Consider the following 12,756-nt stretch of genomic DNA (forward strand, 5'->3'; position numbering starts at 1 on the left):
ACCCATGATGAATCGACTCTCACTCGCCTTGCTGCTCGCCTGCAGTCCCGCCATCCTCTATGCGCAGGCGCAGCCGGTGCCGGTCACCACCGTGAAGCCGGGATGGAAGTGGTCGATGGACAGCGTCAACACCGTGGTGAACGAGGTCCGCGCTGGTCGCTCGCTGCAGCCGACCGCGTGGCCGGATGGGGCGCGCGTGGCGGTGCTGCTCTCGTTCGATGTCGACAATGAAACCATCGCGATCCGGTACGGCGAGCCCACCGTTGGATCGTTGGCCGAGATGCAGTACGGAGCCCGCGTCGGACTCCCTCGGATCATGCGACTGCTCGACCAGCACAAGATTCCCGCGTCGTTCTTCATCCCGTCGGTCAGTCTCGCGATCACGCCGACGATGGCTGACCTCATCAAAAAGAGCGGTCGACACGAGTTTGCCGTGCATGGCTGGATTCATGAGCTCAACATGACGCTCCCCGATTCAGCCGAGCGCGCCTTGCTCACGAAGGCCGTGTCCGAACTCACGGCCCTGACCGGGCAGAAGCCGACCGGATACCGCGCGCCAAGCTGGAATTTCAGTCCGAATACCCTGAGCATTCTCCGCGACATGGGCTTCCGTTACGAGAGCTCGCTGATGGCGGATGATGCACCCTACGAATTGTTGCAGCGAGGACAGCCCACGGGGCTGGTTGAGTTGCCGGTGCAGTGGATTCTCGACGATGCGCCGCTGTTCGACCCGCGCGGCGAGCGCTACATGAACCCGCGCGACGTCGCCCGAGTGTGGATGGACGAATTTGACAAGGCGTACCAGGAGGGGACGATGTTCGTGCTCACGCTGCATCCGCACGTATCGGGGCATCGCTCGCGGATCGTGGCGCTTGAACTCCTCATCGCGCACATTCAGGCGAAGGGTGTCGGGAAAGTGTGGTGGGCCACCCATGCCGATGCCGCAGAGTACGTGCGGAAGGCGGCCAAGCTCGGCGAGCCGAGGTCACGGTAGGGCGCCTCGACCTGTCCGTTGCGAAATACGGTGCTGCGTTCGCGCTGTTGTGCCCTCGGCACGCGTGACGGGTCGGTCAAGTGGCAGGCCGATCTCGCGGCGTTACGTGGCTACGCCAACCCGATTTCGGATCGCGGAGCGAACGGCGTGCAGTGCATCGTCATCGCCACTGGTGGCCGAGACCAGGCTGAGCGGATCGCCTTCTCACTCGACGGTACGCACGGATGCGCGTGACCGTCTCACTTTTCCAGCGTGGAGTACGTATGCATCGTTTCTTTGTGCCCCTGATCGGTCTGAGCGCGACGTTGTCCGCGTCGTCTGATGTGTCGGCGCAGTCGCGCGTGCCCGTCTTCAATCCGGCCGCGCTCACCGCGCAGCAGCAGCTCTCCCGCGAGATTTACAAGGAGCTCGTCGAGATCAACACCGGCGTGGAAACGGGCAACATTACGACGGCGGCCATGGCCTTGGCCGCCCGATTCAAGGCGGCCGGCATTCCGGAAGCCGATATCTTCGTGGGCGGTCCGCGCCCGGAGAAGCACAACGTGGTCGCGCGCATTCGCGGCAAAGGCGGCCCCAATGCGCCGAAGCCGCTGTTGCTGCTTGCCCACCTCGATGTCGTCGAAGCGCTCAAGTCGGACTGGTCGCCGGACCTTGATCCGTTTGTATTTACCGAACGCGACGGGTACTACTACGGTCGTGGCACTGCCGACGACAAGGCCATGGCCTCGATCTTCGTGGCGAACGTGTATCGCATGAAGCGCGAAGGGTTCGTGCCCGATCGCGACATCATCATCGCGCTCACCGCCGACGAGGAAAGCGGCCCCGCCAACGGCGTCGATTGGCTGCTCAAGAATCACCAGGAGCTGGTAAATGCCGCGCTGGTCATCAACGAAGGCGGCGGCGGCACGCTGCGCGACGGCAAGCCGCTGTTCAACAGCGTGCAGGCCACGGAAAAAATCACCACCAACTTCACGCTGCGTGTGACGAACAAGGGCGGGCATTCCTCGGTGCCGCGCGACGACAACGCGATCACGGCGCTCTCTGACGCGCTCTCGAAAGTCGGTCGCTACAAGTTTGCCATTCAGCTGAATGAGGTCACGCGCGCGTTTTTCTCCCAAACGGCTGCGCTCGAAGCGCCGGCGATGGGCAAGGGCATGAAGGCGCTCGTCGCGAATCCGGCCGACAACGCGGCCATCGCCGTGGTGACGGCCGATCCCAAGTATAACTCGATGCTGCGCACCACCTGCGTGGCGACCGAGCTCAAGGGCGGCCACGCCACCAACGCGCTCCCGCAGCTGGCCGAGGCTAATGTCAACTGCCGCGTGTATCCCACGCAGACCGCCCCCCAAGTGCAGGCTGAGCTGGCGAAGGCCATCGGCGATACGACGGTGCAGGTGATTATCCGTTCACAGCGTCCAGCCTCGCCACCGTCCGTGTTGCTGCCAGAACTCATGCAGAACGTGGCGCGAATAACGAAAGAGCTGTGGGGCGAGATGCCGATCATCCCGACGATGAGCACCGGTGCCACGGATTCCCGATTCTTCCGCGCCCTCGGTGTGCCAGCCTTTGGCGTGTCGGGACTTTTCGCCGATCCCACCGTCGACGCACGCGCGCACGGGCGTGACGAGCGCATGGGCATCAAGAGCTACTACGAGGGGCAGGAGTTTCTGTATCGTCTCACCAAGGCGCTGAGCGCCAACGTGGTGGCGCAGTAGCGTGTGGCCGTCATGATTCGGCTCGACACGCTGAGCGCTCGTTTTCGCGCCGACACCGGCTTGGGCGGTGATGGGGCCGCGCTCGTGCTGACGCGCGGGCTCGAGCGCATCGGATGGCGCTCGGTGCGTGAACCGACGCCCGAAGTGCTCGCGAGTTACCTGGTCATGTTACTCGACGCCTGCGTATATGAGCATCGCGATCTCAACGCGCTCACGCACGGTATCGCGGCTGTGTTCAGGGACGCGGGCCCGAACCTCGATGGCGGTCTGCCGCCACTCGAGGCCTATCTACCCGCCGCCGAAGAACTGCTGCAGCACTATGTGCACAACGACCTCACCGAACGTCAAACGCCGATCCCGTAAGGGGTCGGCGTGAGTCGCCGTCCTCGACGATCTCTGAAACACCCATCGAGATGGTAAACATCTGCCGCGCACGCTCGGCATACCAGCGCGGGAGGACCAGCGCGTTGCGGGCCAGCGCGGAGAGACCGCCTACGGCAATGGCAATGGGCCCGAACCATGCCGCCGACGGATCGAGTCCGGATTGTACCGCCACCAGACCGGTCAGAGAGAGGCCGAGTATCGAACCCACGGCGCCGAGCACGTTGAACGTCCGGGCGTCGCTCTTGTTGGTGGACAAGCGAAGTTGATGCCCGCCCCGCGCCGTGGGTTCGAGGCTCGCGCAAAGACGACCGTTTCGCCACTCGCGAAGCGACCCTTCGCTGCGCAGGACGCCCGTGACGCCGAAGGTGCGCCGGAAGAGCACCACCATACGCTCCCATTCGGCGTCAGTCACCCGACGATCGAATACGACCGTCCGCGCGACGCCGACCGGAAGTCCCAACAGCATCTGCCGTTCGGGAGCGAGGTGATCGCCGCGAGCAATCGCGACAGCGGCTCGCGCCACCGCGGCGGCCGATATCCCAGCCTCTTCGCCAATCGACTGCAATTCTGCCAAAGTCAGGCCCTGAGCCGATGAGCGAAGTGACTGCCCGCTAAGCGCCTGTTGTTCGTCGGCTGTCTCATCGGTGTCGAGGCGGCTCGCTTGCTCGAGAATCAGCGACGTTTCCTCGTCGTCGTAACGGCGCGGTGCATTCTGGTCCATTGGTGAAGGCAAGCGGGATCGGCGGGCGCCCGCAAGCGGGCGCAGGTCGACGTCAGTTAAACCCGTACATAACATGCGAGTATGCCCGACGTCGGATCGGCGAACAGCTGGCCAGACTTCGGCCTCGCGAAGGTCAGCGTTCGCCTGGAGGGGTCATGGAGTGGTTCGTGCGCGCGTTTCTACGGTCCAGCGTCTGTTGGCTGGCCGCTGGTGTCAGCCTTGGGACAGCGATGGCTGTCCATCCCGTGTGGGTGGTCTATCGGCCGGCGCATCTGCACATGAACCTGCTCGGGTTCGTGTCGATGATGATCTTCGGCGTCGGCTATCACATCATCCCCCGGTTGGCCGGGAAGCCGCTGTACAGTCGTCGGTTGGCCATGATCCATCTCTGGATCGGCAACGTTGGACTGCTGCTGTTTGCACCGGGGCTCATGCTGCAGGCGGCCGCCCAGCCGGCGGCGCCGTTCGTGATCGGCATCGGCGCCACCCTCTCCGCCGTTGCTGCGTACTGCTTTGCCTGGCAAGTGTGGCGCACCCTGCAGGAGGTCGAGGTGACGCCAGCGCGCGCGCCGGAGGTCGCGGCCGATGCGTCACGTGTGCGCCGTCCCCTCCGCGTGCTCGACGAGCATACGCCCGTTACCGAAGGGTGATGTGCCTAGGCGCCCGGCTTCTGGGCGCGCACGAACGCGGCCATGAACTTGCCGTCGATCTCGTCGAGATGCGCGTCCACGTCCACCCCGCTTTCCTGCAGGAACTGACGGGCGTCGTCGCTGCGATAGAAGCGCGTCGGTTCGACGGACGTGTCAACAAAACCGACGTCGGTGAGCAGGCGCATGAACTCGGTTTCCTCCAGTGCGCCAGCTACGCAACCGACCCACAGTTCCATGTTGCGGCGCACCGCGTCGGGGACGTCGCCGCGTACGACCACGTCGCTCACCGCGAACCGTCCGCCCGGCTTCAACACGCGAAACGCTTCGGCCAGCACGGTGCGCTTGTCACTCGACAGGTTGATCACGCAGTTCGAGATAATCACGTCGATGCTATTGTCGGGCAGCGGAATCGACTCGATCTGCCCCTTCAGGAACTCGATGTTCGGAATGCCCGCCTCGGCAGCGTTGCGACGTGCGAGCGCGAGCATGTCGTCGGTCATATCGAGGCCGTACGCCTTGCCCGTGGGGCCTACGCGCCGCGCCGACAGGATCACATCGATGCCGCCGCCCGAGCCAAGGTCGAGCACGGTCTGGCCGGTCTCGAGCTGGGCTAGCGCGGTGGGATTGCCGCAACCGAGTGACGCCAGCACGGCCGCATCAGGCAACTCCTCGGTCTCGCCATTCACATACAGGTTCGACGTAATCGGGTCCACGGAGCCGTTAAACTCAGTGCTACCGCAGCACGAACTGGTAGGTCCGCAACAAGACGTCGCCTCATTCATCTCGAGCACCCGGCGAGCGGCCGCTCCGTACTTCTGGCGGACAATTTCGGCGACATCCGTCGGCGCGGTGGACGTTTTGAGGGTGATGCCAATGGGAGCGGTCATGATTGGGAGCCTCGTGGAAGTTGGTATGGCAGTGGGGAACACAAGAACAATAAATCTTGATACGATAGGCCCGAAGAAGCGGGGCAAACTCGACGGGACTACCCGCAGCAGCGGCCCAATCCCGTGAGCGCCCGCCCGCCCGCGAGGCGCGGCGACGCCAACGTATAAACGATATCGTGGGCTTCGGTGAGCGCGTCGGGCACGAGGGTGTAGTACGACCAACGTCCATCCTTCCGATCGGTCACCAACCCCGCCTCCTTGAGCACCTTGAGGTGAAACGAGAGGCGCGACTGCGCCACGTCCAAGGCATCCTGCAGGTCGCACACGCACCGCTCGCCACCGCCCAGCATCTGCACCACAGCCAGACGGGTTTCGTCAGACAGGGCGTGGAAGATTCGCGTGGAGCGGGACAGATTGAGGTGCATACTCGCCATTCGTGAATCATATCAGAAAATCTTGATGCGTCAAGGGCGGCCAGACTGAGCCCTGTGGGGTATGTTCTCGAGGTACGCCGATTCCCCTCTTTCGACGACGATCCATTATGCGCACTTCGAATCCCGTTCTTTCTCGCCTAGCTGACGCGGCACGTGCCACCGCCGCCGGTTCGCGCTCGGGTTCCATGACCACTGCCGGAGTGGCGGGCAAGGCCGCGATACTGCTCGCGGTCGTGCTCTTCTCGGCGGCGGTCACCTGGCAACAGTTCGCGACGGGGAACCTCGATCTGCTCATGCCCGCCATGCTGTTGGGCGGAATTGGCGGGTTCATCGTGGGCATGATCGCCAGCTTCAAGCCGCAAACCGCACCATGGAGCGCGCCGATCTACGCGTCGTTGCAGGGCATCTTCCTCGGTGCCGTGTCGGCCCTGTACAACCTGCGCTTCGCGGGACTGCCGCAACAAGCGGTGTTGCTGACGTTCGGAGTCGCCGCCTCGGTATTTCTGCTGTACCGCTTCAACATCCTGCGCGCCACCGAAGGCTTCCGTCGCATGATGTTCGCGGCGATGATCGGTATCGGCCTGTTCTATCTTGGCTCGATGGTGCTGTCGCTCTTCGGTGTGTCGATCGGCTACTTCACGTCGTCTGGCCCGCTCGCGATTGGCATCAATCTCGCCATCGCCGGTGTGGCGGCACTCAACCTGGTGCTCGACTTCGATCGCATTGAACAGGGGGTGCAGGCCGGCCTTCCGAAGCAGCTCGAGTGGTTTGCGGCGTTCGGACTCATGGTCACGTTGATCTGGTTGTATCTCGAACTGCTGCGCCTGTTGTCGCGTCTGCAGGGCCGTCGCAACTAGCGTCGCAACTAGCGTCGCAACTAGCGTCGCCACTAGCGTCGCCACTAGCGTCGCCACTAGCGTCGCAACTTCACGCGAAGCGGTCCCGATCGAGCATAGCGTGATCGGGGCCGTTTGCGTTGTGGGCACCATTATAGATATTCACGGCACCTGCGCTGGCGACGTGGCAAGGCCGCGCAAAAGCGCGATGACTCAATGTTGAATGTCCCGGTTTGCTGATCGGTGCGGTTCCCCCAAATCCGCCAGCTCCGTGTTCCCGCTGTTCTTGATCTTTCGGCATCCGTCGATCGTCAGTTCAGAGGAGCGCGAACGAAACCAACTGCTGGCCACTGCTACAGTAACGTCAACGACCACGGCAACAGCTGCTATACGGAGCCGGCAGAGCGCACCGAGCCGCACCGATAAGCAAAAAGCGCGACGGATCGATAAGGCAGGCGAGACGCTTGCTGAACCAAGAGGAACCACGGAAATCACGACGGCGTCAAGAAGAACGTCAACGCGGACCAAGGGAACACGCGGGTACAACGTGGCGAGATCAGCGAGGCGGCGGTACATGACCGTCAGATGGTCGGAGCGCAGGCGCAGATGGGTGGGCGCATGGTGCGCACCATCGATCTGCTCCGTACCAGCGTCACAATCGACGTTCGGACGACTGCAACAGACACCTCGCGCTGGGTTGTTCAACTGTCGTGCCATGGTAACGCTGAGCAAGCGCAAATCGCATTATGAGAGGTATCCGTCGGTATCACTGCAATCGGAACAGGTAGCTCAGCTTCATGAAGAACTGATCGCGGGTGCGCTGCAGTCGCTCTGGACCTGCGGGACGATTGGCGGCCAGTGCGTCACCGTAGCCCAGGTACACTACGGTGCCCGGTGACGGCAGATACGACAGGAGCACATCGATGCGGGCGCGAGTGCGCTCAAGCGCCGCTGCCCGCGCGAGCGAACCATTCGCGCCGCGTAAATAGATCGGTGCGTTCGTGCGGGTGTCGTCGCGTAGTGAATCCTGTCGCACCACCGAACGTTCACCGATCACGCGCACAAAGAACTGACGCGTGACCTGATACTCGGTGCGAAGGCGCGGGGTATTGCGGGTGAGCACACGCGTGCCGTCGCTGCGTCGATCAAAGGTGTCGTAATTCCACGTGGCGGCGAGTCGCAGCTGCTCGGTGGGGCGCAGGTTCAGTGTGTTCTGTGCGCTGAAAATCCGGGACGAGCTCCACTCCAGAAAGTTCTCGTCGTACCCGACGATGCCGAAGCCGCTATAGCTGAACCGGCGGAATTCAGGCGTACCCACGGAGAAAACCCAGTCGCGATTGCCGATCTTGGGTGTGCCGGTGTACGCCACGGTGTCGACGCGGCCCATGCTGGCCGGCTGAAGCAGCACGTAGTTCGTGTACAGCGACGGGTCGTAGCCGAACACTTCGAGCAGCAGCTGCGTGCCGATCTGCCAGCCGCCCTTGAGCCGGGTATTGGCGCGCAGGTGGAGCTGGCGATCCTGCGATCCATCACCGTTCACGAAGCTGTCGTACTGATAGCGGCCCAGCATGTACAGCTCAGGGCTGAACAATTCCACCATCGCCTTCGGCTTGCCGTAGAAATTCCAGCGATGCGTCGCCGAGATGTTGGCGATGCCGGGGCGCGCGATGAAGCCCGATTGTGCGTCGAAGTCTGGGCTTATGCCGTTCATCGCATAGCGGACCACGAACCGGCGTCCGTTGCGTGAGGCGCTCACATCGAAGAGGGGCGCGCTCAGGGTGCCGCTGTCGCTGCTGGTGAAACTGTTCGCGACCTGGCCCTGCAAGTTGTAGATGCCGCGCACCAGTCGGCCGTCCACGCCGACCACACGGTTCCAGCGCTGCCCGTCGATCTTGTCGGTGTATGCGACGCCGATACGACTCTGCGAGCCAAGGTCGCGCTGCAGGCGCAGAATGTTGTACAGCGGCGAATGGTTCTGATCGAACGACGCGTCCTGATTGTCGACCGCCGACAGCAGGCCGATGTCGAAGCCTCCGTACTTCCCGGTGAGCTTGCTGGCCGCCAAGGGCTGGGCAATGCGCCGCGTGTAGATCAGCCGGTTTGGCGTCGTGAACTGCTCCTGACTTTCCAGAAAGAAGGGACGACGCTCGGGGAAGAACACCGCTTGGCGCGGATCGTAGGAAAACTGCGTGGCGTCGGCCTCGACCTGCGAGAAGTCGGGATTCGCGGTGCCGGCGACCGTGAGATTGCTGGTGACACCCCACCGGACGCTCCCGCCCAGCTCGGGCCGCCCTCCGTTGTAGTCCCACGCCGCGTTGCTCGTGTTGCGGGTGCCCACCGCACTCGACGTGATCGTGGGGATCACATCCACCGTGAGACCGCGCTGCAGATCACGCAATCCGGCCAGCACGCCCGACTGCGCGAGAAAACTCGACGCGCCACGCAGGGCAGGCGTCCACGTCTCTTCATGCCCCGTGACCTGAACCGTGCGCGCCACGTTCAGCTGCCAGCGCTGTTCATCGCCGGCGCGATAGCGCAAACTCTTGAATGGGATCGAGAGCTCTACTTGATAGCCGAACTCGGTGAGCTGCCCCTTCGATTTCCACACGTAGTCGGGGGCGAGATCGGAACTCTCTCGTGCCTTGGCTGATGTGCTGGTGAAGCCACCGCCCAACACCGAGCCTGTTTCGGTGAGTACACCATCACTCTGAATGCCGAACGGGTTCACGGCAAACACGAGCGCCTGTCGACTGTCGCTATACGTACCCAGAAACAGCTGCACGTTGTCGTCGGCCGAAATCTTGTCACGATCGGCGAGCGTGGCGCGCACGCTGCCCGATGCCGCGAATGCACGAACGCCCACATGCAGCTCGGTCGCCGAATACCATACCAGTACCTCGGTACTGTCGAGCGCCGCCACACCATCGGCGGGAAAGAACTGCGAGAACCCCGTCAGCAGCGCGGCGTCCGACCATGCTGGCTCGTCGAGCCGGCCGTCGACCACAATCGCCGCATCGCGTCGGGGCGTGGCGACCGTGAGCTGTCCGCGGCGACCGTGGAAAACGGCGCCGCTGTGACGCGCACCCAAGGGTGCGCTGTTGTTGCTGATTGGCGCGCCGGCGGCCGGTGGCACCGGTGCCGACGGCTTCGACGCCGGCGGCAGTGACGGCACTATCTGCAGCAGCGCGGCGAATAAGTATGACATGGGCACGCTACGCGATGCGATCGTGGTGACGAGCCGGAAGCGATATCGGTCCGTTCTCCGCTCGCTGTTCGTATATCTACGTAGAACGGGTAGGAACGTTGGGACAAGACGATTACGCTCCGCCCCGATTCGCATAGTTATGCAACCGATTGTATTCTTTAGTTGTTGAATACTTGCTGGTGAGGTATTCGGTACCTGTTCGACGTAGGACAGACCCGGGTAGCGGTACGCTCTGCCTTGGTCCACGATAGTTCAGTTCCATTCCACTTTCGAGGAGACCCGCTCATGCAACACCCTTGGCGTGCCCTGCTGGTACTGGCAGGCACGATCGCGGTAGCCGTTCCCCAAGCTCACGCGCAAAGCGGGCCGGGAACCCTATCCGTCCGTGTCACTGATGTGGCCAATCAGCGACCAGTCGAAGCTGCGCGTGTCTTCCTCGTCGGCACAAACTTCGCCGGCGCGACGGGAGCTGACGGTCGCATCATCCTGCGAGGTATTCCCGCCGCCGAGTACACAGTGCGCGTACTCCGGGTCGGCTACACCGAGCAGACGAAGAAGCAATCGATTGCTGCTGGTCAGACGGCCACCATTGAGTTCGCGATGGCCACGGCGGCGATCAATCTCGCGGCCGTCGTCACGACTGCCACTGGCGAGCAGCGTCGCGTGGAAATCGGTAACGCCACCGCCAACATCGACGTCAGTAAGGTGCTCGAGGCGGCTCCCGTGTCGAACTTGAGCGACCTCCTGAATTCGCGCGCGCCCGGCGTGACCGTCACCAGCGGCTCGCAGACCGGAACTGGATCGCGTATTCGTATTCGCGGCTCGAACTCCGTGAGCTTGTCCAACGAGCCGATCTGGATTATCGACGGCATTCGTATGACCAGCAACAACGCCGACTTCAATACGGCCACGGGCAGCGGCGGCACCACGGGTGGCAATAATGCCAGTCGTATTGGCGACCTCAACCCGGAAGAGATCGAGAACATCGAAATCGTGAAGGGACCGTCGGCCGCCACGCTGTACGGCACCGACGCCGCCAACGGTGTCATCCTGGTAACGACCAAGAAGGGTCGTGCCGGAGCCGCTCGTTGGAATATTTACGGCGAAGGCGGTGCGCTCACCGATCGTAACTTCTATCCGGACGCCTACAGCCTGTTTGCGAAAACGGGAACCTCCGGCACGTCCTCGCGCAGCAACGGTTGCAGCTTGCAGTCGGTCGGAACCGGTGTCTGCACGGCCGACTCCACGGTCTCGCTCAACATCTTCAAAGAGAGAGATCTCACGCCGGTCGGTACGGGTGTGCGTCGACAGATGGGCGCCCAAGTGTCGGGCGGCAGCGAAGCCGTCCGCTACTTCTTCTCGGCGGAAGACGAGAAGGAACAGGGCGTGCTGTCACTTCCGCAGTTCGAACGCGACCGGTTTGCCGCGGCCGACTTACCGCTGCGCCCGTGGACCAGCCATCCGAACGTGACGGCACGCAAGTCGTTGCGCATGAATTTGAACTCGGCAATCACGCCCAAGCTCGACCTCGCCGTTGCCACCAACTTCATCAACGTTGCCCAGCGCTACTCGCTGGAATCGAACGCCACCGCTGGTCTCGGCTCGCACCTGTTCGGTGGCCCTGGTACCCGCGACAACGGCAACGTATCTGGTTTGGGCACGCCGCTCAACGGCTACCGCGCCTGGACGCCTGGCTACATGTGGCAGGAGCGGACGAGTCAGGAGGTGAATCGCTTCATCTGGTCGGCGGGAGCCAACTGGCGTCCGCTCAGCTGGCTAGCGAATCGCGCTACGGTCGGTACCGACTTCACCGGTCGCAGCGACGAAAACCTGCTATTACGCGGCGAAGGCCCACCGCTCACGGCCACCACGCGTCTCGGCGCGCGTGGCATCAACCGCGTGAATATCAGCAACGTCACCGTCGATCTCGGCTCGACTGCGTCGTACAACCTTTCGAACTTCGCGCTCAAGACCACCGTTGGTGCGCAGTACATCGGCTTCCGTTCTACGTCGGCTACCACTGGCGCGACACAGATTGCCCCTGGCTCGCAGAACGTCGGCTCAGGCACGATCCCATCGGTGAGCGAAGGCACGACCATTCAGAAGACGTTCGGTGTCTTCATCGAGCAGGCGCTCAATGTCGGAGATCGGCTCTTCCTCACGGCCGCAGTCCGCAGCGACCAGAACTCGGCGTTCGGAACCAACTTCCAGAGCATCCTGTATCCGAAGGCATCGGCCGCGTATTTGATCTCGCAGGAAGCATGGTGGAAGGCGCCGTCGTTCGTGAATTCGGTCCGCCTCCGCTACGCCTATGGCCAGTCTGGCGTGCAGCCGGGCCCCAATGACGCGCTTCGCTTCTTCACGGCGAACAGCACGAGCATTCAGAACGTCGACCAGCCCACCGTCACGCAGGCTGCACTTGGCAACGACGACCTCAAGCCGGAGCGCTCGGCCGAGCAGGAAACCGGATTTGAAGTGGGAATGTTCAACTCACGCGTCAACCTCGATGCGACGTACTACAGCAAGATCACGCATGACGCACTGATCAGCGCTATCCTGCCGCCGTCGTACGGCTCGGTGACGTCGCAGCTCCGTAACCTCGGCTCGGTCAAGAACGCCGGTGTCGAAGTCGCGATCAATGCGCAGATTCTGCAGGGCGACAAGTTGGGTTGGGACGTCAACCTGTCGGGTTCGGCCAACGACAACAAGGTTGTGTCGCTCGGTAACAACCCGCCGCAGGTCGGCACGACGTCGCGCATTGTGGCGGGGTACCCGATCTCCGGACTCTGGGCGCGTCCGATTACCGGATATACAGACAAGAACGGTGACGGATTGCTCACGTACTACGCAGATGCCGCGAAGAACGAAGTGTTCGTCGGTGACTCAGCGATTTTCCGAGGCTACGCCGCGCCTCGCTACAACGTGACGCT

General features: G+C 62.9%; 11 protein-coding genes. 7 read left to right on the forward strand and 4 right to left on the reverse strand.

The annotated features are described in order from the left end of the window. Nucleotides 1–4: 4 nt before the first annotated feature. From ACLL97_RS15355 to ACLL97_RS15370, 4 genes are read left to right on the forward strand one after another with little or no spacing between them, the layout of a single operon-like run. Nucleotides 5–994: a polysaccharide deacetylase family protein gene (locus ACLL97_RS15355; RefSeq protein ID WP_411281355.1), complete on the forward strand. Its 990-nt coding sequence runs from the start codon at nucleotides 5–7 to the stop codon at nucleotides 992–994. Nucleotides 995–1,024: 30 nt separating this feature from the next. Continuing rightward, on the forward strand, nucleotides 1,025–1,228 hold the full coding sequence (locus ACLL97_RS15360; protein ID WP_411281356.1) for a hypothetical protein: 204 nt from the start codon (nucleotides 1,025–1,027) through the stop codon (nucleotides 1,226–1,228). 29 nt (nucleotides 1,229–1,257) lie between these two features. After that, on the forward strand, nucleotides 1,258–2,709 hold the full coding sequence (locus tag ACLL97_RS15365) for a M20/M25/M40 family metallo-hydrolase (RefSeq protein WP_411281357.1): 1,452 nt from the start codon (nucleotides 1,258–1,260) through the stop codon (nucleotides 2,707–2,709). 12 nt (nucleotides 2,710–2,721) lie between these two features. Next, entirely contained in the window at nucleotides 2,722–3,072 is a 351-nt protein-coding gene (locus ACLL97_RS15370) for a hypothetical protein (protein WP_411281358.1), read from the forward strand. Here ACLL97_RS15370 and ACLL97_RS15375 read toward each other — a convergent pair. After that, complete coding sequence (locus tag ACLL97_RS15375; protein ID WP_411281359.1) at nucleotides 3,044–3,814, reverse strand: hypothetical protein; 771 nt, start codon at nucleotides 3,812–3,814, stop codon at nucleotides 3,044–3,046. The two genes, ACLL97_RS15370 and ACLL97_RS15375, sit on opposite strands and share 29 nt — an antisense overlap. A 230-nt stretch (nucleotides 3,815–4,044) precedes the next feature. On the opposite strand from ACLL97_RS15375, the gene ACLL97_RS15380 reads away from it, so the two are divergent. Beyond that, a complete protein-coding gene (locus tag ACLL97_RS15380) occupies nucleotides 4,045–4,464 on the forward strand; it encodes a cbb3-type cytochrome c oxidase subunit I (protein WP_411281360.1) in 420 nt (139 codons plus the stop codon). 5 nt (nucleotides 4,465–4,469) lie between these two features. Here the strand turns inward: ACLL97_RS15380 and ACLL97_RS15385 are convergent, their stop codons facing one another. Together ACLL97_RS15385 and ACLL97_RS15390 are read right to left on the reverse strand one after the other, a co-directional pair. Continuing rightward, a complete protein-coding gene (locus ACLL97_RS15385) occupies nucleotides 4,470–5,351 on the reverse strand; it encodes an arsenite methyltransferase (protein ID WP_411281361.1) in 882 nt (293 codons plus the stop codon). 98 nt (nucleotides 5,352–5,449) lie between these two features. After that, nucleotides 5,450–5,785 carry an ArsR/SmtB family transcription factor gene (locus tag ACLL97_RS15390; RefSeq protein ID WP_411281362.1) on the reverse strand — a complete coding sequence of 112 codons (336 nt, stop codon included), beginning with the start codon at nucleotides 5,783–5,785 and terminating at the stop codon, nucleotides 5,450–5,452. A 107-nt stretch (nucleotides 5,786–5,892) separates the two neighbouring features. Here ACLL97_RS15390 and ACLL97_RS15395 point away from each other — a divergent pair, with 107 nt between their 5' ends. Further along, nucleotides 5,893–6,642 (forward strand): Bax inhibitor-1/YccA family protein, encoded by a 750-nt coding sequence (locus ACLL97_RS15395; RefSeq protein WP_411281363.1) that lies wholly within the window; start codon nucleotides 5,893–5,895, stop codon nucleotides 6,640–6,642. Nucleotides 6,643–7,387: 745 nt separating this feature from the next. Here the strand turns inward: ACLL97_RS15395 and ACLL97_RS15400 are convergent. Continuing rightward, nucleotides 7,388–9,826, reverse strand: a complete 2,439-nt coding sequence (locus ACLL97_RS15400; protein WP_411281364.1) for a DUF5916 domain-containing protein — start codon at nucleotides 9,824–9,826, stop codon at nucleotides 7,388–7,390. Nucleotides 9,827–10,111: 285 nt separating this feature from the next. On the opposite strand from ACLL97_RS15400, the gene ACLL97_RS15405 reads away from it, so the two are divergent. Continuing rightward, nucleotides 10,112–12,756, forward strand: a 2,645-nt coding sequence (locus ACLL97_RS15405) for a TonB-dependent receptor domain-containing protein (protein ID WP_411281365.1), incomplete at its 3' end; no start/stop codon positions are given.

Origin of the sequence: Gemmatimonas sp. (assembly GCF_046594945.1) — a bacterium.
Classification (GTDB): domain Bacteria; phylum Gemmatimonadota; class Gemmatimonadetes; order Gemmatimonadales; family Gemmatimonadaceae; genus Gemmatimonas.

What these genes read in the sequence shown, in the direction of transcription:
- ACLL97_RS15390 (WP_411281362.1), bottom strand. Translation starts at nt 5,785, where the DNA reads ATGGCGAGTATGCACCTCAATCTGTCCCGCTCCACGCGAATCTTCCAC.
- ACLL97_RS15385 (WP_411281361.1), bottom strand. Translation starts at nt 5,351, where the DNA reads ATGACCGCTCCCATTGGCATCACCCTCAAAACGTCCACCGCGCCGACG.
- ACLL97_RS15370 (WP_411281358.1), top strand. Translation starts at nt 2,722, where the DNA reads ATGATTCGGCTCGACACGCTGAGCGCTCGTTTTCGCGCCGACACCGGC.
- ACLL97_RS15380 (WP_411281360.1), top strand. Translation starts at nt 4,045, where the DNA reads ATGGCTGTCCATCCCGTGTGGGTGGTCTATCGGCCGGCGCATCTGCAC.
- ACLL97_RS15355 (WP_411281355.1), top strand. Translation starts at nt 5, where the DNA reads ATGATGAATCGACTCTCACTCGCCTTGCTGCTCGCCTGCAGTCCCGCC.
- ACLL97_RS15395 (WP_411281363.1), top strand. Translation starts at nt 5,893, where the DNA reads ATGCGCACTTCGAATCCCGTTCTTTCTCGCCTAGCTGACGCGGCACGT.
- ACLL97_RS15375 (WP_411281359.1), bottom strand. Translation starts at nt 3,814, where the DNA reads ATGGACCAGAATGCACCGCGCCGTTACGACGACGAGGAAACGTCGCTG.
- ACLL97_RS15400 (WP_411281364.1), bottom strand. Translation starts at nt 9,826, where the DNA reads ATGTCATACTTATTCGCCGCGCTGCTGCAGATAGTGCCGTCACTGCCG.
- ACLL97_RS15365 (WP_411281357.1), top strand. Translation starts at nt 1,258, where the DNA reads ATGCATCGTTTCTTTGTGCCCCTGATCGGTCTGAGCGCGACGTTGTCC.